Source organism: Xenorhabdus hominickii, from assembly GCF_002632725.1.
In the GTDB taxonomy this organism is placed as follows: Bacteria; Pseudomonadota; Gammaproteobacteria; order Enterobacterales; family Enterobacteriaceae; genus Xenorhabdus; species Xenorhabdus hominickii.
The window spans coordinates 135,071-159,805 of record NZ_NJAI01000001.1; the positions used below are offsets into that span (position 1 = coordinate 135,071).

Consider the following 24,735-nt stretch of genomic DNA (forward strand, 5'->3'; position numbering starts at 1 on the left):
AATATTTTTACTCTTGATTTATAAATAAATTAAATAAACTATTGCGGTACCTTCATACTTACCGGCTTTTGGTGGAGTTATGGTGTGCAGCATTGATGTCAGCGTGAAATTCGTAGGCACATTCCGCCCTTGAGCGGTAACATTCACGCCATCTGCTGCATTTCTCCCATTAATCTGCAATGTCGAATACATTTGCTTATTAGTATCGAGATAAACTTTTGGTTCATTATTGATTGACTTAGTTTGCAGCATTATTTGATTACTATAGACAGCACATTTAAATTGACCGTTAATGGAACGGGTCGCATTATTCACTTCTGGCGCGGTTAATTCCCCATAAGCAATTTCAGAAGGCAGACTGAGTTCACAGCTTTGATTCAGAGGGGGCATTTTATTGCAAACAGAGCCCCGAAATTGTTGAGCATTACCATATCTCTCGAACAGACTGTCAGCATAAAATAAACCTACACAGTCCGCATTTACGTTCAGAATGGAAAATGTCACTCGTTTAGGTATCCCAAACTGACGTTTATAGGCTCGCATAACCTCTGCGGTGGTTCGGTATTTATGTGCATCAGTTAAGCATACCTTTGCATCATGACAGGAGCCATACATACCGGGTTGGCCGCCGGTGCGATACTGAACATCGGGGCCAACATAGCATTTGCTCCATCCATAACAATCATTCGGGATCCCCTCTTCCTCTGTCCAGGCAATAATTTCCATGGTCGTTAGGATGTTGCCATTCGATTGATTAATAGTATTCACCGGCATAACATAAGCCCCACCATAGACATGTGTGGCACTTAATAAAAACAACAGAGCCGTTAGCTTCAACAACGATTTCTTAATATGGCACATAACTTATTTTCCAAATGCATCAAACTCTGGCTAAAGATCGTGGATGAAAAACCAGTCAGCATGACTAGTCGTAATTAACTTCAAAAGTCGCAGTTGCACTGAATGGACCCGTACTAATTTTCTTCCGTTGAAGAGCGCTCGGCTCCGCTTGCACATAAGCCCGGAACGGGATCACATTATTTCTGCTATTGGCGAGTAACGGGAATTCACTGGTTTTATTGAACGGCATCGGCGTACCATCGACTTTTTCCATACCAATGGCCGCACCTTTCGCGCTACTAGCTGAACTAAAGGCCAACAAATCCGGTAGCTCTGAACTTGTTTGCCCTGAGAATTTAATTTTTAAGCGCTTTGTTATACGAGGATCGCAATTCTCTAAACGCAGATAGAATGGCTTGGCTATCGTGCGATGCCTCAGGTAAAGATCACTGTTAAGAATGCTCCCAAACTCCACTTCCATACTTTTATCTTCTGCCTTAATAGAACAAGTAGGAGCAAGGACAGTTAGCGTAATTTTGACATCTTGACTCAGGTTATCTTTTGCATATGCACTTTGCTGACCAGCAACGCCAAAAAGAAACAACACCAGCAAGGCATATCTGGATAGTTTGATGCTTAACTGACTCATTATCATTTACCCGACATTTATCTAACTAATTACCTAAAAAATCCGTTTACCTAAAGAACCCCATCACAACCTGATGATTGCCGCCTTAATGCAACTCGAAATCTAGTTAATTAATTTAATTTTCTTCATTTACTACTTTTGCCACAGTGCAGGTATCACCACTACAGCTGAATGTTAGCTGTGGACGACCACCATAGTCATTGACGTAGGTCAGTACGGGTGTATTGCCCAGTGAATTAGTTGAACCACCCAGTTTTTCACTGCTTTTAGGGGCCAACATCAAAGGTTGAAAACCCTCTACACTTTTGCCATTCACTTTGTTGGATGCTTCAGAAATAGTGACGTAATAAGGTGTTGGGTTATTCACCAAATATTGGTTTCCCTGACGGGTTAAGGTGAGTTTTTCCTGCCATGGGTTATCGATATCTATACGGCGTGCAATCACCGCTTCTGGGCGGTAGAACAGCTTGATACGCGTCTGTAAAGCGATTTGCAAAACATTGGGTTTCTCACTGCGTGGTGGAATTTCACGAATATTGAAATAGAACAAGCTTTCTTGATCTTGTGGTAATTGAGCCACCGCAGGTAGTGTTTGAATCTTGATTTGGCTCTTCGCTCCCGCTTCAACACGCTGTACTGGAGGAACAACCACAAGTGGGCTATTGATCTTATTTCCCTTGTCATCTTCAATCCATGCCTGTGCCAAATAAGGCAAATCAAGGTGCTGATTTTCAATGTTCAGGCTAACTGATTTCACATCACCGTTAAAAATCACTCGGGTACGATCCAACGCTATTGCTGCCATCGCCTGATGTACTGACATCAGGCTTGTCACTGTTATGGCAGTTATCATGAGAATTTTTTTCAGTTTCATAATGTCCGTTTACTCGTGTTGCTCGTGCTCAAAATAAGCGAATGTTTATATGACTGTGCCAACTAATATTCGCACGCTTTAAACCAATTAAATCAATATAATACGCTAATTAATAGCAACTTCTTGGTTTGTTTTATTACAATTTACTTATCTTCGCCTTTTAAAAACTGACATAGCAGCAAAAGTGAAGCCAAAGATGCTTCTGCAACTTCATCAGGCACGGTGATTTCACATTGTGCTTGCCCACCCCAATGCACTTTCAGCTTTTCTCCTTTGTTCATTCCACTCAGGTAAGCGTATCCATCATCACTCACAATCCCAATTTCCCGCTGAGCTGCATTCATGACGGATGCACCAAAAGGTGGGAATGAACCGTCAGGTAAACTGATAATCGTCATCGCCTTGATACCTGACATAACCTGGAATTTACGATAGCCAATAGCGCCTTCCGTCAATGTTGCTTGCTGCACAGAGCGCAGTGCTTCTACATCATCCGGTAAGTTATCCAGATCAATATTTGCCGTATTACGGAAATAGTTATTCACATCTACCAACACAGCTTTACCAAAAAAGTTGGTATGCACCGCTGAACCGAATGCCCTAATCGGGACATTCCTGACACCTTCCGTATCCACCATCAGGCGAGTTGCACCCGGCATATTGATACGATGTAAAACAGCACCATGTGCGGTTACTGTTACTCCACCTTGTAAGCCGAGTGCTGCCGAAGTATTACCGCCATCCTGATAACTGGCGCTGGCAGTCAGCAATGCTTTGTCACCATAATGGGTATAATAACCGTCCGTTGTCACCTTACCGTCAATGCTAGTTCCCGCTGATATACGATAGTTATTACGGTCATCAATACGGTCAAAATAACTTGCCCTATGCGAATTACCCTGACGATTAACAATCCCGCTGTAGCTGATGGTGCCACTTTCTCCCCAAGGAATGGAAAGACCCAGGTACATGCCATCATCTTTTTTATCGTCAAAATTGTTGCGATAAGCCGATAAGTTGACGTTGATATTTTTATAACGTCCGATATCCAAATACTTAGATAAAGAAAGGTTATAGCGATCGTTTGTCGGCCGATTCCAGTAGGTTTGATGGCTATAGTTTAAATGGGCACTGAGACCAATATCCGTAAACTGTTTATTGAAAATAATGGTATAAAGCTCTTTTCCACTATCAGAAGTATTGTTGCGATAGCGGCGATCAATATATTGCCCCATACTCATAAAATCACGTTCTGAAAAGCGGTATCCGGCAAACGTCACCTGACTGTTGTATTGATCAAAACGTTTCGAATAACTGAGACGATAAGATCCACCTGTGAAGGTTTTATTTTCTCTCGGCAGTTTTGCCCTTGATTCCGTCACGTCAAACGACAATGCACCAAACATCATCAAGTCGCGGCCGATCCCCAGAGACAAGGCATTGTAATCACCCGCCCCCAAAAGACCGCCATATAATGACCAACCGTTATTGATCCCCCAAGAGAACTCCCCCATACCAAATGCGGGCCCTTCACGACGGTGTTTATCATTAGTGGATTGCCCCCCAATCAATTTGTACTGCACACGTCCGGGGCGCGTCAGATAAGGGATCGTAGCGGTATTGACCTTAAATTCCTGTATGCTGCCATCCTGCTCTTCAACTCTGACATCCAATGTGCCTGACACAGCATCACTGAGATCCTGAATACGGTATGGGCCAGAAGCAACCTGCGTTTCATACAACACCCTGCCCATCTGACTGACAGTCACCTTGGCATTAGTTCTTGCGACACCCGAAACTTCAGGAGCATATCCACGCAGATTCGGCGGCAACATATTTTCATCGGTGACCAAACTCACTCCCGTATAACGGAAACTATCGAAAATATTGGAATTGAGATAATCCTCTCCCAATGTCAATTTCGATTCCAATTGAGGGATCGCACGGTACATGTAATAACGGCTCCAATCCCAATTACGCTCTCTTCCCTTTGAATTATCTGCGTAATACGATTTATCGCCCTTATTTTTGGAACGCTCATATCTGGCCTGCCAGTCAGCCCGGAAACGCCACGCTCCGGCATTCATACCGGCAGTACCATTAGCACTTAACTGTTGATTATTACTGCCGTGAGTTGGTTTGGATGTTTGAGCATTGAAGTTATAGTCAAACAATAACCCAGCTACTCCGTCGTCCCAACGGGATGGTGGATCCCAGTCCGGTAAGTCATATTCCAGATAGATTTTGGGTACAACTAAATACAATGTGTAAGTAGCCAGATCGCCTCTGGCTGACATGCCTGGCAGGGTATTGAGATCAAGACATTTCCCATCGTTGTACCAACCTAATTTTTCTGCCCACTGCGACTTCAATGCAATATGATTTACTAATTCGGGAGATATACAGGCTTCACTCCCTTTTGGATCATCAGCGGGCGCAATGAAATCGATAGTATAGGTATCTGGAAATTCATTCTTATTCATCCGGACACTCATGATGTAGTTACCCGGCATGATATAACCTGAACGAGCGAATTTATCCAAATCAATATTAGCTCGTTCACCGATGTCCAATGCATCAGTATTGAATTCAATAGGCTTAGAATAGCCAACATTAATACCCGATAATGCAAACAATACAAAGACAGAAAGCGGCTTAATTCCGTATATTAATTTTTTTGTTTTTATTTTGTTCGATGTCTTATTTTTATTAACCACTTTATTTTTATTAAAGACATTTTTTCTATTACTGTTCAATTTTTTATTAAAAGATGAAAAAACATGATTCATAGAATCTGAAAACAAAGCCATAGCATCCTCTGAACAATGAATCGTTAATAATCCGATTTGAATTTAGCCGCTGTCTGATACAGACACGTCTTAAGTGTGCAAAACTTTTCACTTAATACATGACATCATTAAAATTCATCGATCTAAATTTGAGGACCCTGACCGATAATGAGGGTTGCAGAGATAGCCACATGTCCTGCTTAATCCATAATATGCTATGTTCTCTGTTTGTGCTTCACTAGTTATACCGGAATGCGGGAAGTAGAGGAAACATGTCATCATCGGTATGCCATTAAAAATCACCTTTGTATGGCAAAAAATCTTTATTTTCCGAATACAGCCAATAGAGAACACCGTAGGTTAAATAAAAAAGGGTATTTCAATTTACCACTATAGGGATAACTCTGTTGTTAATTTTTTGTTACTATGAATTAACAGCGATCTTGATCTATATCAATAAAACAGAGCTCATTACAGAATACTATGATCACGTTTTCTACTAACGTGTTAATCCCAGAAATACCCTAAATATATTATCAGGAAATCCTAAACAAAGATAAAAGTGAACTTCCTGATATTCAGCTACTAAAAATTATCTGCTTATTTGTAATATTACAGGTACGCTAAAGAGAAGTTAGCAATAGCAGTGAAGTTACCAGGAACGACTAAGCTCGCACCTTTGTCATCACTTGCTTTAACACCTTGCAGGTAAGCGGCGAAATTCAGATCGTTGTTGCCTTCGTTCAAAGACATTACGTCTGATGCTGTACCCATAGGAATGATTTTTCCAGCAGCGTTAGTGATAGCGATTGCTGCACCTTTAGCAGTTCCTTCAATGCCCAGCAGCCCTTGAGAAGCTAAACCGTAATTGTTCTGACCAGTGAAAGTTGTTGTTAAGCCTTTTTTAGCTTGATCAGTACAACCTTCTAATTCAATTTTGAACAATTTGGATTCTGAACGGCCACCATTTTGCAGTTTATCGCTAGAAATTTGTCCCATATTAACTTCGATATTGGTGTTTTTGATTGAGCAAGGCGCGTCAATGATAGCACCAGTGAATCTAACTGTACCGCTACCTTGGTTAGCTGCACTTGCCGCTCCCGCAGTTAAAGCCACACCAAAACCTAAAACCATTGCCAATTTATTAAGTTTCATAATCAACTTATGCCTTTAAATGTTAAATAGATATTGATAGCCAAAAGGAAGCCGAAGCACAGAAATTAATTTCTGACACTTAGGCGCTTAGGCAAATTATTATTTAGTTTCTTGACTCAAATCATAAGTAGTCAAAATGACCGAAACTGTAAATATCATTCTACATAATGATTCTTAAGTCAAATTTCAGGCGATAAAACTAGCTATGTGCTTTAACGTCATATGAAATATGAGTTTTTGCAAAAAAGTACGTGTAATGAGTAGTATATTTTACTAATAAATTTTTAAATTCGGATTATTACACTGAGTTATATCGGGTGATGTTTAGTAATTTAGAATCTTAATTCATGCTGCTTTCTTGCTCTATTTTATATTTCTTAAAAAAATAAAAAATTTATTATCCTGACATAACTATAACATTCGGATTTTATTATCGATATTATCGACTATTTCAAAATAAAACTAAAACATTCCCCAAGAAATATAATTGTCAAGATAATTATTAATAAATATTATTATTTCTAAAAAATAATTTTTACATTGTTAATTTTATTATTTTTACTCATTTTTTAAGCAAATTAGTAAAAAAGAAAATACCTATTACATAAATAGACCAAACATATTTTAAAAAATACATCAAGCCAATACACGACTTACAAATAAAAAGCCCTCTCCAATAATGGAAAGGGCTTATAATTTCTATATAAAGTGATAAAACTATTTACGCTTTTTTAATTATCACCCAGTAAAATGGATTCAAGCGCGATTTCGATCATGTCATTAAATGTATGTTGACGTTCTTCAGCAGTTGTTTGTTCGCCAGTACGAATATGGTCAGAAACAGTACAAATAGCCAGTGCTTTTGCGCCAAATTCAGCAGCAACGCCGTAAATGCCCGCCGCTTCCATTTCAACCCCCAGAATACCGTATTTTTCCATCACGTCGAACATCTGAGGATCTGGCGTATAGAACAGATCTACAGAGAAAATATTACCAACGCGCGTGTTGATATTCTTCGCCTTAGCAGCGTCAACAGCGTTACGAACCAGCTCAAAGTCAGCAATCGCCGCAAAATCATGATCCTTAAAACGTAGGCGGTTCACTTTGGAATCGGTACATGCTCCCATACCAATCACAACATCGCGGATTTTAACGTCTTCACTAACTGCACCACAGGAGCCGATACGAATGATCTTTTTCACACCAAATTCAGTGATCAATTCCTTGGCATAGATTGAACAGGATGGGATACCCATACCGTGGCCCATAACAGAGATGCGACGGCCTTTGTAAGTACCCGTAAAGCCCAACATACCGCGAACATTGTTCACTTGACGGGCATCTTCCAAAAAGGTTTCCGCAATATATTTTGCACGCAGTGGATCACCCGGCATCAAAATAACATCAGCAAAATCGCCCATCTCAGCATTAATATGTGGGGTAGCCATAAATTTATTTCCTTGTTTTTATTACGTATCAAAATAGGTGAAAATCGAGGAAAGCCAATTGACCTCCCACAAAAATTAAAACATCACTTTCCCGTAATCCATCGGCGTCAGGTCGAAATATTTCGCCACTGTCTGCCCAATGTCGGCAAATGTTTCACGATGCCCTAATGAACCTGGTTTAACGTTAGGGCCGTATACCAAAACAGGAATGTGTTCACGTGTATGATCAGTACCCGCCCAAGTTGGGTCACAACCATGGTCAGCGGTAAAGATCAGAATGTCATCTTCTTTAACCAGTTTCAGCATTTCTGGCAGACGACGATCAAACAGTTCCAGTGCTGCCGCATAACCGGCAACATCACGGCGATGGCCGTAAGAGGAGTCGAAATCAACAAAATTGGTAAATACGATGGTGTTATCTCCGGCCTGCTCCATTTCAATCAGTGAAGCATCAAACAAAGCATCAATTCCCGTCGCTTTGACTTTTTTCGTGATCCCCACGTTCGCGTAGATATCAGCAATTTTACCAATAGAAACGACTTCACCCTGTTTTTCATCAACCAACTTTTTCAGGATGGTTGCCGCTGGTGGCTCAACCGCCAAATCATGACGGTTACCGGTACGTTGGAAATCACCCACTTTATCCCCTACAAATGGGCGGGCAATCACACGGCCAATATTATATTCGCCAATATTCAGCTCTTCACGAGCGATTTCACACAGCTCATAGAGACGATCTAAGCCGAATGTCTCTTCATGACAGGCAATCTGGAAAACAGAATCCGCAGAAGTATAGAAAATTGGCTTGCCGGTTTTCATGTGCTCTTCGCCCAGTTTATCCAGGATAACCGTACCGGAAGAGTGGCAGTTCCCCAGATATCCCGGCAGGTTGGCACGTTCAACGAGTTTATCCAACAATTCTTGTGGAAAACTGTTTTCTTCGTCGTGGAAATATCCCCAATCGAACAAAACCGGAACGCCCGCAATTTCCCAGTGACCTGATGGCGTGTCTTTACCAGAAGAAAGTTCACTTGCATAACCATAGGCGCCAATAATTTCGGCATCTTTATCCAGACCAACCGGGAAAGTTCCACTGGATTCTTCCGCTGCTTTGCCCAATCCCAACCGGCTCAGGTTCGGTAGGGTTAATAGCCCTTTACGGCCGATATCAGCCTCACCACGGGCACATTGTTCTGCGATATGCCCTAAGGTGTTAGATCCTTGGTCGCCAAACTTTCCAGCATCTGCGCTTGCACCAATACCAAAGGAATCCAATACCATGATGAATGTACGTTTCATAATTTTCTCCTGCGTCAATTCACGCCTATCAATGCGGAAACTGCCAGCTATTAAAATCTATTTTAAATACTTGTGATGGTTTATTCACTGATATGACGATAAACCATTGGCGTGCCGGTTTTTACCTTGGTTTTCTCTAAAACGGTTTCATCAAAAACTGTATCATTAAAAACAAAAGCGTTACGTACTGCTTCTGCGGTTTCATGCCAAGCGTTCTCGCTATTAGCATGAATCATCGCCAGAGGGGTATCTGCATTCACTTTTGTCCCCAACGCAACGATATTACTCAGCCCCACACTGTAATTAATAGGATCGGCCGCTTTACGACGACCACCTCCCAATGCAACAACAATCATTCCCAACGCTCGGGTATCCATCTCTGTAACAATGCCACTTTCGATGCCCCTTTCTCCTGCCAATACTGGCTTGCTGAATCCGGCAGTGGGTAGATAACGGGGGTAATTTTCGACGAAATCAACTGGCCCTTTCTGTGCAGCCACCATACGACCAAATATTTCAGCGGCTTTGCCGCTGTCCAGCACCGCCTGTAACTTACGATGGGCATCATCACGATCAGTTGCCAGATGACCTGACAGCAGCATTTCAGCAGACAATGCCATTGTCACCTCAAATAACCGAGGATTACGGTATTCTCCTGTCAGGAATTGAACAGCTTCACGCACTTCCAGCGCATTGCCGGCACTGGATGCTAAGACTTGATTCATATCTGTCAATAACGCGGTTGTTCTACAACCAGCCCCATTGGCTACTCTGACGATGGACTCAGCCAATCGTTCTGATTGTTCATAAGTCGGCATGAATGCACCTGAGCCGACTTTCACATCCATTACCAGTGCATCCAATCCCTCGGCCAGTTTTTTACCCAAGATCGAAGCGGTAATCAAAGGGATGGAATCAACAGTCGCAGTAATATCACGCGTCGCATAAAAGCGTTTATCCGCAGGTGCTAATGAATTGGTCTGCCCGATAATTGCAACTCCCACATCCCGAATAATGTCACGGAAACACTGCTCATCAGGGAAAATGTCAAAACCGGGGATAGACTCTAATTTATCCAGTGTGCCTCCGGTATGTCCCAAACCCCGTCCAGAGATCATCGGTACATATCCCCCACAGGCTGCCACCATCGGCCCAAGCATCAGAGAGGTAACATCACCTACTCCGCCCGTTGAATGCTTGTCCACAATCGGGCCGGGGAGGTTCAATTTCTTCCAATCTAAGACTGTACCAGAATCACGCATTGCCAATGTCAAGGCAACGCACTCTTCCATCGTCATATCATGGTAATAGATGGTCATTGCCAATGCAGCGATCTGCCCTTCGGAGACCGTGTTATCACGCACTCCATTAATAAAGAAACGGAGTTCTTCTGCACTCAAAGGGTGACCATCACGTTTTTTGCGGATTATTTCCTGTGCCAGCAACAAAGCTACCCCCCAATCATTATTATCTGAAAAGAATGGCAGTAATACACACTATCTTAGTGCGTATTGAATAAGTCATTATTGATCTCAATAACTACTGTTCTGCTTTTGGCCCTGATGTCCAAGCACGGTCAGCAAACTACTCAACAAACTGGAAGCACCGAAGCGGAAATGACGGGAATCAGCCCATTTGTCTCCCATGATACGTCCAACCAGCATCAGATACTGTTCCGCTTCTTCGGCAGTACGCACTCCACCAGCAGGTTTAAAACCAACGGTTTCACCCACGCCCATGTCACGGATAACACTCAGCATGATTTCAGCACTTTCCAGCGTCGCGTTAACGGGAACTTTACCTGTTGAGGTTTTGATGAAATCCGCACCGGCTTTAATTGAAATTTCTGATGCCTTACGAATCAGGTCAACTTCTTTTAATTCACCGGATTCAATAATCACTTTTAGCCAAACACCGGATTCAGCACAAACCATTTTGCAAGCTTTAACCAGCTCGAAACCGATTTGTTCATTGCCTGCCATCAAGGCACGATAAGGGAAAACAACATCCACTTCATCAGCACCATAGGCTATAGCAGCGCGAGTTTCAGCCAGTGCAATATCAATATTATCGTTGCCATGTGGGAAGTTGGTCACGGTGGCAATACGAATATCAGGGGTTCCCTGTTCACGTAATACCTTACGTGCCACAGGAATAAAACGAGGGTAGATACAGACAGCAGCGGTATGTCCGGCAGGACTATTAGCTTGACGACAAAGTGCAGTCACTTTCTCATCTGTGTCATCGTCATTAAGTGTCGTTAAATCCATCAAACTCAGCGCACGCTGAGCGGCGGCGGTTAAATCGGTCATAAAACTCTCCAACGGTATTAGGTTCGTTTGTTGGTGAGCGGACTTGGTTCCTTGAAGATATCGCTATGGTTATATACCACAACAACAACAGAGTTCCTTCTCTCCGCACTATTTTGCTTTTTCATTTTGCTTTTTTATTTTGTTTTTCTGCTTTCAGGAAAAACAAAAGCAGGTGAGAAACCTCACCTGCATTTAATTTGAGACTCACTTTCTACGTATTACAACGCGAGGAAGAAGCCTGCAATAGTTGCACTCATCAAGTTAGAGAGTGAACCGGCCAGTACAGCTTTGATACCAAAGCGTGCAATGTCACCACGACGGTTTGGTGCCATACCACCCAAGCCACCCAACAGAATAGCAACAGAAGACAAGTTAGCGAAGCCACACAGAGCAAAAGCGATAATCGCTTTAGTATGGTCGGAAAGCACTTGCAGACCTGCAGCCTGAACAACATCATCTGCTTTCAGGTATTCACCAAAGTTCATGAATGCCACGAATTCATTGACCACGACTTTCTGGCCGATGAAAGAACCCGCGATAGTCGCTTCATGCCATGGAACACCAATCAGGTAAGCAATTGGCGAAAACACCCAGCCCAACACCAATTCCATGGATAATTGAGGGTAATCGAACCAGCCGCCGATGCCACCTAAAATACCATTCAGCAAAGCAATCAATGCGGTGAATGCCAACAGCATTGCACCAACGTTCAAAGCCAGTTGCATACCTGATGCTGCGCCCGATGCTGCGGCATCAATGACATTGGCTGGACGATCTTCCGCTGCAATCAGAGACATTGCATCAACGGTATCGTGTGTTTCTTCGGTTTCAGGTACGATCAGTTTAGCAAACAGCAAACCACCCGGCGCAGCCATAAAGGAAGCTGCAATCAGATATTCCAGTGGAACACCCATAGATGCGTAACCCGCCAATACTGAACCTGCTACAGAAGCCAATCCACCACACATAACGGCGAACAGCTCAGATTGGGTCATGGTCGCAATATAAGGACGAACAACCAGAGGTGCTTCGGTTTGGCCTACGAAAATATTTGCTGTCGCAGACAAAGATTCAGTGCGTGATGTTCCCAACATTTTCTGCAAGCCACCACCCAATACTTTGATGATGATCTGCATGATGCCCATGTAATACAGCACCGCAATAAGTGAGGAGAAGAAAACGATTACTGGCAGAACACGCAGGGCAAAAATAAAGCCAGCGCCACCGAACAATTCAAACATTTTGTCAGAGACTAATCCGCCAAAAATAAAGTCTGTTCCTTTCTGACCATATCCAATCACGTTGGACACACCTCTTGACATTCCCCCTAGAATGTCTTTGCCCGCTGGCACGTAAAGCACAAATGCCCCAATAGCAACCTGAATCAGAAAGGCGCCCAGGACAGTACGGATTTTAATAGCTCGATAGTTACTGGAGAAGAGTACTGCGATGAAAATCAGCACTGCCATCCCGACCAGGCTCATAAAGAGTTGCATTGGAAGAATCCCTGTTCACTGAATGAATAATAAAAATATGTCAGTTATTTTGTGAGTTTCTACTGACATTGTGTGTGAGCCGATTATACCTAGTACCTAAAAGGAACAAGTAACTAACTTCACAAATTAATACAGCAAAAAGTAATATAAAAACGCAAAATGAGATACCCGTCACATAAAACCATCTAATTTCGGGGGGATTAGATAATCTTACGGGTAAAATGGTAAAAAAAAGGATAAATAAGCAAGCAATATAAGTTAAACATCATTAATGATTACTAAAAACCAATCGAATGTTTTATATACTAAAATCTCTTTAATTCTCACTGACTAAGATCAGTTCAGTTCGAATAATGCCATACTATTTTGATAAACTTGATTAGCAATTTCATCTGATGATTCTTGGCGCAAGTCACAAAGTACTGAAAAAATCGCAGCAACTCTTTCTGGTCGGTTTGGCTGCCCTTGGTATCCCGACAATGGCATATCCGGTGCATCTGTTTCCAAAACCAAAGATGACAGGGGGAGTTGTGAAATCGTATGACGTGTTTTTTGTGCCCGATCGTAAGTAATCGTTCCCCCTACACCAATGTAGAAACCCAGTCGAATAAAAGCTTGAGCTTGAGATAAACTGCCCGCAAAACCATGAATTACCCCTGTGCGGGGCAATTTATGCTTTCGCAAAATGGCAGCCAATTGATCATGGCTTTTTCTGGAGTGCAGTATCACCGGTAAATCATGTTGTTTAGCCAGCTTTACCTGCGCTTCCAACACACTTTTTTGCTTCTCAAACTGCGGTTCTGGCATATAAAGATCAAGACCAATTTCCCCGACGGCTACGCATTTGGCATTTTTTTCCTGTAACCTCTGAGCCAACTCATCCAAATGAGCACTTTGATGTTCACGGATATAGAGTGGATGTAACCCCAAAGCAGCATAGATTGCAGGGTAATTTTCTGCTAACGCAACAACTCGCTGAAAATTCCTTTCGCTGACTGTAGGCACAATAATTTTTTCCACTCCCACTCGTCTGGCTTGTTCTAAGCTCGTTATTTCATCACCCAAAAAGGGAGGGAAATCAAAATGACAATGTGTATCGATAAACATCTATTTGTCCGTTACTTGTCCGTGTTGTTCACCACTATTTTCTCTGTCGGCGGAACGTTATCAACTATCTCAACAATGGGCACATCGGCTACCGAACGTTCTATATTATTCAGGAAATGGTTTCGCCGGAAGCAATGACGATTGACGCCATCAGTACTTAAGCTATTACGGCATACACCATAACTCTTGCGTTCTGCTTGCCCAAATTTCCCACCCACAAAAGTATGACCAATAGTCGCCAAAAAGTATCGACCACAACGCCGTCCCAAGTGGTAATCCTGAGTTAATGCCCTAATTTTGCTGCCCAACGCCATCGTAGCCAATGGTGCAGGTGGATAAATTTCGAATATTTGCACGTCATCCGGTGGTTTTTTGATAAATTCCTGCGTCCGACGGTAACTCTGGGCGTGAAGATTGAGCATTTTGACCATCTTTTGCAAACTACTGGTTTCCAACCAGCGTTCCATTCTCTTGAACCACTGAGGAGTATAGTAAGGCTGTGAAGGAACTGTCCTGATCACAACAATCGTATCTGCACCACGGCGATAAGCTTCTTGCACAGGAATAGCATCGCAAATACCACCATCTTGATAGATTACATCGCCAAAGGAGACACCATTACGATAAAAACCGGGAATAGCACTGGAGGCTTTAATGATTTCCATCCAATTTTTGTCATCAGGATGCAAATAATCAGGTTTAAAGTTATCAGCACGACAGGCACACATGTAGAATTCACGCCCTGCATCAAACTGGCGCATCGCTGCTGTGATATCGAGTGGTAATTGTTCAGATATAGTATCAATATACCAATCCAGATCGATCAGGTGCCCACCGCGAACAAAACGAAATGGATTAAAAAAAGCGGGATCGGTTGTATAACGGTTGATCACTCTGCGGGCATAACCCTGCTGACCACAAATATAAGCCGAGAGGTTTTGGGCTCCTGCCGATGTCCCAAGAAACAACTCAAATGGATTAAAGCTAAGACGAAGGAATTCATCCAAAACACCTGCTGTAAAAATACCTCGCTGGCCCCCACCTTCACAAACAAGCGCTATTTTTCCTGGTTTGATCTGTGATTTATAAGCTAAAGGTTCTATATTACCCAACGTTATTGGAATATGTTTCCCCACTATTCTCCTCCCTCAAAATCAATAACGACATCAAAGCATAATCCGCATGTCGAATATCTATCAGTATATTGTTGTTCAAACAACCTGTTTGTAAAATTTTCGTTAAGTAGTGAAAACTAAAATATCAAAAGAGATTAATTCAGCAAATTATCCCAATAGATTTTCCTATGAGATAATCGCCTAATTTAGCAGGGTTTTACTTGAGGAAAAGAAGGGAAAAGAAAGAAAAAGAGTGGCTTATTATCAGCCACTCTATAAGTAACTTCAGTTATTTTTTAATCTCTAACGTACTCTTAACCGCTTTGACACCTTCCACTCCATGGACAATTTCAGCTATTTCTGCTGCTTGCCTCTTGTTTTTGACAAACCCCGAAAGGTAAACAATGCCTTTTTCCGTTTTCACTGAGATTTCATTGCTGTTCAAGCCCTTATGCCCTAACAATTCCCCTTTCACTTTTGCCGTAATGGTGCTGTCATCAAGAAAATTATCTGCATGCTGTAAAGAGCTATCTATCTTCTGTCCCGCGCTCTCAAATATTTTTCCTGAAGGACTTTCTTCTGCTAGAGCGCTGCTACTGATCAGTACCGAGCCGAGAACAACAGCCAGTAGTGAATGTGTAAACTTAATATTTTTCATCCTACCACCTTCTTTTACGTTAGCCGGAATTGTTACCAGAACAGTATGTCAATTAGACCGAAGTGATAAAATGAGCTTTACAAAAAATAACGTATATTTTCATTAAAACAGGGAATTATTCTAAATGAAGAAAAAAGGTAAGCGTTGTGTACCCGATAGATTCCAAGATGCAGCACTTATATCTTCTCGGAAGCATCGCTAACTCTATGTTTATAACTACATGACTGGGGTAAAAGAGCGTAACCAACAAAGCGGTAACTTGAAAGACGACGAGGATATGCGAAAAAAAAAGAGCCAACAGAACAAAATAGTTGGCTCCCCAAACATTAATGTTCCCGTGTCTTACGGAAAGCAATATCAGGATAACGTTCGCTGGTCAGGTTTAGGTTGACCATTGTTGGAGCAATGTAAGTCAGATTATCACCGCCATCGAGAGCTAAGTTCTGCTCACTCTTGCGTTTAAACTCTTCTAATGTTTTCACATCAGAACACTCTACCCAACGAGCCGTAGATACATTCACCGGCTCATACAGTGCTTCAACGTTGTACTCGCTCTTCAATCGAGCAACAACAACATCGAACTGGAGCACACCGACCGCGCCAACGATCAGGTCATTATTGGACAATGGACGGAATACCTGCACAGCCCCTTCTTCTGATAATTGAACCAGACCTTTCAGCAGTTGCTTCTGTTTCAATGGATCACGCAGACGAATACGGCGGAACAATTCTGGTGCAAAGTTAGGGATACCGGTGAATTTCAACTCTTCACCTTGGCTAAAGGTATCACCAATCTGGATTGTGCCATGGTTGTGCAGGCCGATAATATCCCCTGGATAAGCGTGCTCAACATGAGAACGATCTCCTGCCATAAAGGTCAGTGCATCGGAAATGACAACATCTTTCTTAATGCGGACTTGGCGCAGTTTCATGCCTTTTTCATATTTACCGGAAACAACGCGCATGAATGCAACACGGTCACGGTGTTTCGGATCCATATTGGCCTGGATTTTGAAAACAAAGCCCGTAAACTTCTCTTCATTAGCAGTGACTACACGTGCATCAGTTTGACGGGGCATTGGGGTCGGAGCCCATTCAACCAAGCCATCCAACATATGATCAACACCAAAGTTGCCCAATGCAGTACCGAAAAAGACTGGTGTCAACTCCCCTTGCAAAAAGGCATCCTGATCAAATTCATGGGACGCACCTTTAACCAGTTCCAGCTCTTCACGCAATTGATTCGCCAAATCTTCACCCACTGCCGCATCCAATTCAGGGTTATCCAACCCTTTGATAGCGCGCACTTCCTGAATGGTATGACCTTGACCGGATTGGTATAGATAAATTTTATCAAGGTAGAGGTGATAAACGCCCTTGAAGGATTTACCACAGCCAATCGGCCATGTAATTGGACTACAGGCGATATTCAGTTCATTTTCCACTTCATCCATCAGCTCCATCGGATCACGGATATCACGGTCAAGCTTGTTCATGAATGTCAGGATTGGTGTGTCACGCAGGCGGGTAACTTCCATCAGCTTACGGGTGCGATCCTCAACCCCTTTTGCGGCATCAATTACCATCAGGCAACAGTCCACCGCCGTTAAAGTACGGTAGGTATCTTCGGAAAAGTCTTCGTGCCCTGGCGTATCCAGCAAGTTCACCAGACAATCACTATAAGGAAACTGCATCACAGAAGTGGTAATGGAGATACCACGCTGTTTTTCCATTTCCATCCAGTCGGATTTAGCATGTTGGTTAGAGCCTCGGCCTTTTACCGTACCTGCTTTTTGGATAGCCTGTCCGAACAATAACACTTTTTCGGTAATGGTAGTTTTACCTGCATCAGGATGCGAAATTATCGCAAAGGTGCGCCTTTTCGCGACTTCTTGCAGAAATGGGGAATTTGACATCAATTGGAATCTTCTAGTCAGTACACGGATTAATATCAATTGGGAAATGCCCCTATTGGCGCCCCGCCTTCAAATCCGTCAGGTTAATCGTGATTGGAGCATATTTTCGCTGAACTTGGATTTATAAACAACCAATGATGTTCAAGATAAGTGCCGAATCAATGGAATTTCTCAGAGAAACTTCAACGATATTTAAAAGGGGATACAAAGAAGCACAAATGTAGCTGTTCCAAATATAACGAGAATGGAAAGAGAAGGTGTGTTTTTTAGCATCCGATGCCTATTTTTATCAAATTTTTTCATCTACTTAGAATCTTTGACTCTGCTAGCTACAGGCTATAAATTAGGTAACAAGATTGGTGTTTGGTTCCAATGGATTTAATCTATGACCATCCACAACGATCTGGAAAATCCGCCTCGGCCTTAAGCCGAGGTTTTCATTTCCGACCATCCTTACCTAAAACAGCCTATTAATTTTCCTGCATTTATACGATACTCAGTCAAAAATGTTCTTTTTATCAGATGATTTTGCATTCCGCCTCGCAAGATTTTTCATCAAAAACGGTTCATCCCCCAAATAACGGCAACGCCATAATAATGGCATCTTCCTTTCCTGTTGTTGTCGGGTAATAATTCTTGCGGATGAAAACCTCGTTAAAGCCGAGGTCTTCATACAAACGGATTGCGGATTGATTAGAACGACGTACTTCAAGCCATAGTGTATTTATCTGTTTTTCAGGCAATATATTGATAAGATGATCCAACAATGCCCGGCCATATCCCCGCGATTGATGATCAGGGTGAATAGCAATATTAAATAACGTGGCTTCATCCATCACATATTGCGTGATCGCAAAGCCGATAATTTGGTCATTCAGCGTTATTTTATAGTTGAGATAGCGCTCCCCTTGATTGGAGTAAAACGTTTTTTCACTCCACGGAAACATATGACTGGCCTGTTCTATTTGCAATGCTATGGAAAGATCAGCGGGAGTTAATAGAGAAATATTCTTCATAATGGTAAATTTGTTGCCAAAGAGCGCGTTTTGCATTCCCATCAAGAGATAAGTCATTTAATGCTGGGCTTCTCAAAGAAATCCCTTGTATTGATACGGTAATATCAACCCCCAACAGCCAGCACGGACAGTGGATTGATTCCGAAAGTAGCTCAACATCTTTTGTCGTGATGCAATATACCGATGAGGCATCAATCCCCATGGCTGTAAAAATATCAGCAAACAATGAATGACTTAAATCAATTTGATCATGGCTAATGATCAATAGACGGGTTGAGTCAGGGATGAGGACAGACAATTCACCTTGCAAGGCCATCGGGCTACGCAGAACCCATTGGGTGATCCCCAATTGGGAGAGTAATCTGTCACGCTTCGTCATCGTGTTTTATTCCATCTGCCATAAAAAAATAACAGGTAACATATTATCAGAGGGCTTATCTCTGCGCCAATCGGCATGGCATTTCAATTCTGCCCTCTGCTATTTATGATACTTGGATAAAGATTTATAAGGAGCTTATACATAGATGTCTGTATTAACCCCAGCCAGCGAAGTTATCCTGCGCCATCAGGAGCAATTGCACTCCCATCATCTGCTCTTTGCGGGTGATCTTCAGGATAATCTGGCAACGGAAATTGAAGCTGAAAGCGTGCGAGTGCACACTAACCAGTATCACCACTGGCAATCTTTGATCCGCCAACTCGGCGAAAATGCGTGGTTTGGCCTTGTAGCAGACAGCGCATTTATCAAAGGATGTGATACCCTGATTTATTACTGGCCAAAAAGCAAGCAAGAAGCGCGTTTCCAACTACGTAATCTGTTTTCCATTCTGCCTCCCGGGACAGATATTTTTATTGTAGGAGAAAATCGTAGTGGTGTACGCAGTGTTGATAAGTTAATGGAAGGTATAGCAACTTTTCATAAAATTGACACTGCTCGCCGTTGTAGCCTGTTTTATGGTCAACTGAAAAATCAGGTTCAGTTTGATCAAAACAATTGGTGGAATAGCTATCAGGTGGATGATGTCACGATCAATACCCTGCCCGGCGTGTTCAGTCAGGATGATTTGGATGTCGGCAGCCGTCTGTTGCTTTCGACATTTGATGCGCCTGTTTCTGGCAGTCTGCTGGATATTGCCTGTGGCTCCGGAGTATTGGCGACTGTACTGGGTAAAAAGAACCCTGATTTGGCCCTAACATTGAGTGATGTTAATGCTGCAGCTATCACATCCAGTAAAGCGACACTGAAAGCCAATAAATTGGAAGGCAATGTTATCACCAGCAATGTGTATTCAGCGATTGAGGAAAAATTCGACTGGATTATTTCCAATCCACCATTCCATGATGGCTTAAAGACTAATCTGTCTGCCGCTGATGACATGATCCGCATGGCTCCGAGCCATTTAAAATCCGGTGGTAAATTGCGGATCGTCGCAAACTCTTTCCTGCCTTATTCTAATTTGCTGGATAGTGCTTTCGGGAATCATGAAGTGATTGCACAGACAGGTAAATTTAAAGTGTATCAAGCAACGAAAAAGTAATTTAGGCATTAAATCCCGCTACTTTGCCTGCTCCAGTTCCACGGGCAGGCAATTTCTATTTTCCCATCTGGAACATCCTCCCTTTCAAAATATCAACACGCTGATTTTTGCACCAATTGCACGTTATCTCGCTAAATAATGATTGACGCCAGCCATAAAATCTCTAGAATGCGCCTCCATGCTATTTGTTTAAGTGATAGTATCTGGGTATGCGAGGGTGGCGGAATTGGTAGACGCGCTAGCTTCAGGTGTTAGTGTTCTAACGGACGTGGGGGTTCAAGTCCCCCCCTTCGCACCAAATCAGATAATTATAAGTTAAACAAATTGGATGAATGACAGTACCTGCGAGGGTGGCGGAATTGGTAGACGCGCTAGCTTCAGGTGTTAGTGTCCTAACGGACGTGGGGGTTCAAGTCCCCCCCTTCGCACCACTGTTTCATTTTCCTGCTCTATTCCTTTTCTTTTGCTCTCTTCTCGCTTTACTCTATTTAAGCAATTTTCCTTATTTCAGCAATTAATCAAGCATTAAATTCTTATCATAAGTACGCAAGGTGGCGCAAAATAGCGAACAGACTGCAAACAATAGCAATGCAAGCTGGAATCAACAAGAAATGACGCGCATTACGATGTAACAATAACGCAAGCGTCAATAACAAAGCTCCTTGAATACTGATTTTAAATTGCTCGATCCCAGCACCCTCTATTATCAGCACTGACACGACCAATCCTGATCCTATCAAGCTAAATAACAGCATTCCCCAAGATCCCGTAATACTTTGCCAAAAAGCGAGCTTTAAACTCCGTTTTGCACCGAGCATGATAAACCGCCAAACACAAATGATAATAATTCGCAATATCATATAGTGATGGCAGCTTAATCACAATCAAGAAATCAATAACGAAAATGAAAGATATACCCAATAGATTTCGAGTTGCATCAAGGTATATCTATTATTTCAAATCCATCGCACCACGTATGGTAAAGAATAGATCCGTCTGATCGGTCAAACCGACAACATTGGCAGCATAAGGACCATACGCTGCAACCCGCAACTGTGTACCAGTATGCTTCTGACTATCCCCCTTCTGAATTACCATAATTTACCGTCATCACAGTACCATCTTTAGTAATCAGTGAACGAGTAAAACCCGGTGATTTAACCTTGGGTTCAATGATCTGGCTGGCATGTGCATGATCAGCGGTCACAATCACTAAAGTATCCCCCTGTTCTTTCGCAAATTTAAGGCCAACTTGTACAGCCTTGTCCAAAGCGACTGTTTCACCAATCTGTGCACAAGGATTGGCATTATGATCCTGTTTATCAATCGAAGCGCTTTCAACTTGCAGAAAAAAACCATTTTTGTTCTGTTTCAGTAAATCAATGGCTTTTTCTGTCATTTGTTCTAACGTCGGAACGTTAGGATCTAATTTAGAATTAACCTCGCACTTCACTGGCTCTTCAGTAAGATTGCCGTGATAAACAGCTTTTGGCCCTTCCCATGCCACATCCATGTTTTCATCGTGGAACAGCCCCAACAACGGCTTTTTCTGAGTAGCCTCTTTAACAGCCGCCAACGATTTCGTATCTGTTACCCACTGATATCCCTGCGCCAAAGCCTGTTGTTGCAGAGTTTTTCCTTTATTGACGCCAGATACCGATTGTTGAGTAAACAATTTTGCTCCGCCTCCCAGAGTCACATCAGCACGAGCTGCCAGCAATTGTTCTGTAATAGAGCCTTTACCGCCATTTTCTAAAGCATTTTCGGGACATTTTTTCGACGTTTCGTCCGGCCCATAGCATTTACGATCCGTAACATGGGCATACAAAGCTGCTGGTGTTGCATCCTGAATTTCAGCCGTGGTGACATTTCCCGTTGCTTTGCCGTTCTTTTTAGCCAGCTCTAAAAGAGATTGATGATCTTTGCCAAAAACATCGACTCCCAACGCACCATTATAGGTTTTGACTCCCGTTGCCCAAGCTGTGGCTGAAGCCGCAGAGTCGGTAACATAATTCGGCTTTTTCGTTTTCTTATCTAGCGAGTAATGTGTGTATTGACCGGTAAATGACAAGGCATCTATTCCCGTGAAGAAACCTCCTGCACCTTCTGCATAATTACGAGCAAGAGTAATTTCAGAATCCCCCATCCCATCGCCGATAAACAAGATCACATTCTTGGCTTTTGTATTATTCAACGCAGCCTTAAGTGCCTCAGTTTGATCTTGGGTCAAGCGGCGAGCACCACCAAACTGAGTAACATCACCTTGTGCTACACGCTGTTGCGCCATAATATTCTCTGGATTGCTTGCTGCCCATACAGGCAGTGTAGTGCCTGACATCAATACAGCAATCACAGCAGCAAGCAGATTTTTTTCATAATTACGCGACATATTATTTTCCTTGCAATCGGATAGAGAATAAAAATTCTGATGTTGAATTGCAGGAATAATAAATATGTCGTATGACACTTATTTGAACCTATGGCGACATTATTGTGACAGGCGATTGATCGTTCTTTAGCCCTATCAATGATGAATGTGATTTTCACCTGAAAAAAGAGCCCAGTAGAATAGGCTCTTCATAAACCGTCAGTTATCCGTCAATTATCTATCAGTAACGCATCATAACCGACTTCAACTCCGTATAGTGCTCAATGAATGCACTGCCAAACTCGCGGCCAATGCCGGAAGAATTCATGCCACCAAATGGAACTGCTGGGTCTAAAAACGTATGCATATTAACCCATAGAGTGCCGGCTTTTATGCGAGGAAGCATACGCATTGCCTTGCTCAAGTCATTAGTCCATAAACTGGCAGACAAGCCAAATGGTGTCGCATTCATCATGGTTATCAATTCTTCCTCATCATCGTAACTGAGGAAAGTACCAATTGGCCCGAATGTCTCTTCTTTCATCAACGTGTCATCAGCACTATTGGCTTTAATGATCGTTGGTGCGACAAAAAATCCGGCGCCTTCCAGCACATGGCCGCCATAAACTATTTCATTACCTTCCTGACGCGCTTTTTCAAACAGAGACAGAATTTTTTCATAATGTTCTTTATTTGCCAAAGGCCCCATCTCAGTAGATTCATCCAGAGGAGAGCCAATTTTCATCGCTGACAAACGTTCAGAAAGCAGTTTCAAAACCGCATCCATATGAATGGAAGGAATATAAAAGCGTTCCGCAGCTGCACAAATTTGCCCTTGATACACATACCCCGCTTCCAATATGCCATCAACGATTTTATCAACAGTCATATCTGGCAGGAAAGCTGCCGCATTTTTACCTCCCAGCTCCAATGTTACCCGCTTTAATCCTTGCTCCAGAGCTGATTTTCCCACATTCATTCCCGTTGAAACGGAACCAGTAAAAGTAACTTTGGCACATTGTGGATGACTGACCAGAGCCGATCCAATATGAGCACCTGAACCATTAACGATATTGATCACACCATCTGGAATTCCCGCTTCTTTTGCCAGTTCAGCCACTCGCAATATAGTTAAAGGGGTATATTCACTGGGTTTGAGTACAATGGTGCAACCACTGGCCAATGCCGCTCCCAATTTCCAAATAGCTATCATAATGGAAAAATTCCATGGGATAATGCCAACCACAACCCCAATGGGTTCACGCCGGGTAAACGCGGTATAATGCTCCCCTTTGAGCGATGGCAAAGAAACATTCAGTGTTTCCCCGCTGATTTTACTCGACCAACCTGCAAAATAACGTAAGTAGTCGGCAGATGCCCCCACTTCCAGCATACGAGATAGTTGAATCGGTTTACCGGAACATAAACTTTCCAGTTGTGCCAGCTCCTCACCATTTTTTTGCAGTAAGTCAGCCAACCGATTTAGGCAATTTCCCCGCTCGATGGGAGAAGTCTGAGCCCAGACGCCGTGAAAAGCGCTAGATGCCGCCTGCATTGCTTGATTAACTTCTGCCTCTCCGGCTTGATTGACTGTAGCTATGATTTCACCGGAAGCTGGATTAACGACAGAAAGCATCGTATTTTTCTGATTTATCGTACTTTCCTGACTAAGAACAGAGGCTCCATTAATATAATGACCGTGAGAACGTTGCAAAAAAGCCGTAACTGACTCCAGCAAATTAATTTCACTCATTATTTTTTCCTCTGGTTAGCCTGACATTTGAGCATTTATACAAGCCATATAATGTTTGACGAAACGTTCACTGGTGATGTCCCACAACACTTCCGTACCTTTCGCGGCAAACCAAGAATCCCCTTTATGATATTCAACCGTCATCCCAGTTTTAATATCAGTCAGTTTCACTGAACCTTCATGAACCGTTGCCAGTTCATCAAAGGGGTAAGTCATTTTGAATTTCCCCTTAGTGCAGACAAAAATACCGCAAGTCAGGTTATCCATTGGTTCTCCGTGAATCATTGCTCCACTCGCCTGTGGATCACCCTCTACCACAATAGAACCGAGATTAGTAACACTGCCAATTGGCATTAATTCAGGAAGTTCTTTATCTAACAATAATGGCTTTATCATGACTTT

Annotated in this window: 20 protein-coding genes, 2 tRNA genes and 1 pseudogene; 3 read left to right on the top strand and 20 right to left on the bottom strand. The window is 42.6% G+C overall.

Annotation, left to right across the window (positions count from 1 at the left end; genetic code table 11):
- Positions 1-18: 18 nt before the first annotated feature.
- The 16 genes from Xhom_RS47865 to Xhom_RS47940 all read right to left on the bottom strand — a co-directional run bounded on the left by Xhom_RS47865 (position 19) and on the right by Xhom_RS47940 (position 19,053).
- A complete protein-coding gene (locus Xhom_RS47865; protein ID WP_069316943.1) occupies positions 19-861 on the bottom strand; it encodes an MrpH family fimbial adhesin in 843 nt (280 codons plus the stop codon).
- 64 nt (positions 862-925) lie between these two features.
- Positions 926-1,489 (bottom strand): fimbrial protein, encoded by a 564-nt coding sequence (locus Xhom_RS47870; protein WP_069316944.1) that lies wholly within the window; start codon positions 1,487-1,489, stop codon positions 926-928.
- A gap of 115 nt (positions 1,490-1,604) precedes the next feature.
- Positions 1,605-2,363: a fimbria/pilus periplasmic chaperone gene (locus Xhom_RS47875; RefSeq protein WP_069316945.1), complete on the bottom strand. Its 759-nt coding sequence runs from the start codon at positions 2,361-2,363 to the stop codon at positions 1,605-1,607.
- 143 nt (positions 2,364-2,506) lie between these two features.
- Entirely contained in the window at positions 2,507-5,215 is a 2,709-nt protein-coding gene (locus Xhom_RS47880; RefSeq protein WP_069316946.1) for an outer membrane usher protein, read from the bottom strand.
- Between the two features lie 549 nt (positions 5,216-5,764).
- Positions 5,765-6,307, bottom strand: a complete 543-nt coding sequence (locus Xhom_RS47885) for a fimbrial protein (RefSeq protein ID WP_069316947.1) — start codon at positions 6,305-6,307, stop codon at positions 5,765-5,767.
- 731 nt (positions 6,308-7,038) lie between these two features.
- Positions 7,039-7,755, bottom strand: coding sequence for a purine-nucleoside phosphorylase (gene deoD / locus Xhom_RS47890; RefSeq protein WP_069316948.1), 717 nt, complete (start codon positions 7,753-7,755; stop codon positions 7,039-7,041).
- Positions 7,756-7,830: 75 nt separating this feature from the next.
- Positions 7,831-9,054 (bottom strand): phosphopentomutase, encoded by a 1,224-nt coding sequence (gene deoB / locus Xhom_RS47895; RefSeq protein WP_069316949.1) that lies wholly within the window; start codon positions 9,052-9,054, stop codon positions 7,831-7,833.
- An 80-nt stretch (positions 9,055-9,134) separates the two neighbouring features.
- Positions 9,135-10,502, bottom strand: coding sequence for a thymidine phosphorylase (deoA, locus tag Xhom_RS47900; RefSeq protein WP_069316950.1), 1,368 nt, complete (start codon positions 10,500-10,502; stop codon positions 9,135-9,137).
- An 84-nt stretch (positions 10,503-10,586) separates the two neighbouring features.
- On the bottom strand, positions 10,587-11,366 hold the full coding sequence (gene deoC / locus Xhom_RS47905) for a deoxyribose-phosphate aldolase (RefSeq protein WP_069316951.1): 780 nt from the start codon (positions 11,364-11,366) through the stop codon (positions 10,587-10,589).
- A gap of 218 nt (positions 11,367-11,584) precedes the next feature.
- Positions 11,585-12,850, bottom strand: coding sequence for a NupC/NupG family nucleoside CNT transporter (locus tag Xhom_RS47910; protein WP_198148783.1), 1,266 nt, complete (start codon positions 12,848-12,850; stop codon positions 11,585-11,587).
- A 348-nt stretch (positions 12,851-13,198) separates the two neighbouring features.
- Complete coding sequence (locus tag Xhom_RS47915; protein ID WP_069316953.1) at positions 13,199-13,969, bottom strand: TatD family hydrolase; 771 nt, start codon at positions 13,967-13,969, stop codon at positions 13,199-13,201.
- Positions 13,970-13,980: 11 nt separating this feature from the next.
- Positions 13,981-15,105 carry a patatin-like phospholipase family protein gene (locus tag Xhom_RS47920; RefSeq protein WP_069316954.1) on the bottom strand — a complete coding sequence of 375 codons (1,125 nt, stop codon included), beginning with the start codon at positions 15,103-15,105 and terminating at the stop codon, positions 13,981-13,983.
- A gap of 268 nt (positions 15,106-15,373) precedes the next feature.
- Positions 15,374-15,742, bottom strand: coding sequence for a BON domain-containing protein (locus Xhom_RS47925; protein ID WP_069316955.1), 369 nt, complete (start codon positions 15,740-15,742; stop codon positions 15,374-15,376).
- A gap of 326 nt (positions 15,743-16,068) precedes the next feature.
- Positions 16,069-17,658, bottom strand: a complete 1,590-nt coding sequence (gene prfC / locus Xhom_RS47930) for a peptide chain release factor 3 (protein WP_069316956.1) — start codon at positions 17,656-17,658, stop codon at positions 16,069-16,071.
- 566 nt (positions 17,659-18,224) lie between these two features.
- The gene (gene rimI / locus Xhom_RS47935; protein WP_069316957.1) at positions 18,225-18,674 is read right to left on the bottom strand and encodes a ribosomal protein S18-alanine N-acetyltransferase; all 450 of its coding nucleotides are present in this window, start codon (positions 18,672-18,674) and stop codon (positions 18,225-18,227) included.
- Positions 18,643-19,053, bottom strand: a complete 411-nt coding sequence (locus tag Xhom_RS47940; protein ID WP_069316958.1) for a DNA polymerase III subunit psi — start codon at positions 19,051-19,053, stop codon at positions 18,643-18,645. The genes rimI and Xhom_RS47940 overlap by 32 nt, the downstream gene beginning before the upstream one ends.
- 145 nt (positions 19,054-19,198) lie before the next feature.
- Here Xhom_RS47940 and rsmC point away from each other — a divergent pair, with 145 nt between their 5' ends.
- The 3 genes from rsmC to Xhom_RS47955 all read left to right on the top strand — a co-directional run bounded on the left by rsmC (position 19,199) and on the right by Xhom_RS47955 (position 20,643).
- Positions 19,199-20,212: a 16S rRNA (guanine(1207)-N(2))-methyltransferase RsmC gene (gene rsmC, locus Xhom_RS47945; RefSeq protein ID WP_069316959.1), complete on the top strand. Its 1,014-nt coding sequence runs from the start codon at positions 19,199-19,201 to the stop codon at positions 20,210-20,212.
- Between the two features lie 211 nt (positions 20,213-20,423).
- A tRNA-Leu gene (locus Xhom_RS47950) sits at positions 20,424-20,510 on the top strand.
- 46 nt (positions 20,511-20,556) lie between these two features.
- Positions 20,557-20,643: transfer RNA gene (locus Xhom_RS47955), tRNA-Leu, on the top strand.
- Positions 20,644-20,748: 105 nt separating this feature from the next.
- Here the strand turns inward: Xhom_RS47955 and Xhom_RS47960 are convergent.
- From Xhom_RS47960 to Xhom_RS47975, 4 genes and pseudogenes are all read right to left on the bottom strand, one after another.
- The gene (locus tag Xhom_RS47960) at positions 20,749-21,030 is read right to left on the bottom strand and encodes a DUF1435 family protein (protein WP_069316960.1); all 282 of its coding nucleotides are present in this window, start codon (positions 21,028-21,030) and stop codon (positions 20,749-20,751) included.
- Between the two features lie 133 nt (positions 21,031-21,163).
- Positions 21,164-22,550: pseudogene (gene phoA, locus Xhom_RS47965) on the bottom strand (alkaline phosphatase).
- A 271-nt stretch (positions 22,551-22,821) separates the two neighbouring features.
- Positions 22,822-24,333 carry an aldehyde dehydrogenase family protein gene (locus Xhom_RS47970; RefSeq protein ID WP_069316961.1) on the bottom strand — a complete coding sequence of 504 codons (1,512 nt, stop codon included), beginning with the start codon at positions 24,331-24,333 and terminating at the stop codon, positions 22,822-22,824.
- A gap of 15 nt (positions 24,334-24,348) precedes the next feature.
- On the bottom strand, positions 24,349-24,729 hold the full coding sequence (locus tag Xhom_RS47975) for a cupin domain-containing protein (protein WP_069316962.1): 381 nt from the start codon (positions 24,727-24,729) through the stop codon (positions 24,349-24,351).
- Between the last annotated feature and the right edge of the window lie 6 nt (positions 24,730-24,735).

Coding starts and splice junctions, on each gene's coding strand:
- Xhom_RS47865 (WP_069316943.1), bottom strand. CDS start 861: ATGTGCCATATTAAGAAATCGTTGTTGAAGCTAACGGCTCTGTTGTTT.
- Xhom_RS47870 (WP_069316944.1), bottom strand. CDS start 1,489: ATGAGTCAGTTAAGCATCAAACTATCCAGATATGCCTTGCTGGTGTTG.
- Xhom_RS47875 (WP_069316945.1), bottom strand. CDS start 2,363: ATGAAACTGAAAAAAATTCTCATGATAACTGCCATAACAGTGACAAGC.
- Xhom_RS47885 (WP_069316947.1), bottom strand. CDS start 6,307: ATGAAACTTAATAAATTGGCAATGGTTTTAGGTTTTGGTGTGGCTTTA.
- deoD (WP_069316948.1), bottom strand. CDS start 7,755: ATGGCTACCCCACATATTAATGCTGAGATGGGCGATTTTGCTGATGTT.
- deoB (WP_069316949.1), bottom strand. CDS start 9,054: ATGAAACGTACATTCATCATGGTATTGGATTCCTTTGGTATTGGTGCA.
- deoC (WP_069316951.1), bottom strand. CDS start 11,366: ATGACCGATTTAACCGCCGCCGCTCAGCGTGCGCTGAGTTTGATGGAT.
- Xhom_RS47910 (WP_198148783.1), bottom strand. CDS start 12,850: ATGAGCCTGGTCGGGATGGCAGTGCTGATTTTCATCGCAGTACTCTTC.
- Xhom_RS47915 (WP_069316953.1), bottom strand. CDS start 13,969: ATGTTTATCGATACACATTGTCATTTTGATTTCCCTCCCTTTTTGGGT.
- Xhom_RS47925 (WP_069316955.1), bottom strand. CDS start 15,742: ATGAAAAATATTAAGTTTACACATTCACTACTGGCTGTTGTTCTCGGC.
- prfC (WP_069316956.1), bottom strand. CDS start 17,658: ATGTCAAATTCCCCATTTCTGCAAGAAGTCGCGAAAAGGCGCACCTTT.
- rimI (WP_069316957.1), bottom strand. CDS start 18,674: ATGAAGAATATTTCTCTATTAACTCCCGCTGATCTTTCCATAGCATTG.
- Xhom_RS47940 (WP_069316958.1), bottom strand. CDS start 19,053: ATGACGAAGCGTGACAGATTACTCTCCCAATTGGGGATCACCCAATGG.
- rsmC (WP_069316959.1), top strand. CDS start 19,199: ATGTCTGTATTAACCCCAGCCAGCGAAGTTATCCTGCGCCATCAGGAG.
- Xhom_RS47960 (WP_069316960.1), bottom strand. CDS start 21,030: ATGCTCGGTGCAAAACGGAGTTTAAAGCTCGCTTTTTGGCAAAGTATT.
- Xhom_RS47970 (WP_069316961.1), bottom strand. CDS start 24,333: ATGAGTGAAATTAATTTGCTGGAGTCAGTTACGGCTTTTTTGCAACGT.
- Xhom_RS47975 (WP_069316962.1), bottom strand. CDS start 24,729: ATGATAAAGCCATTATTGTTAGATAAAGAACTTCCTGAATTAATGCCA.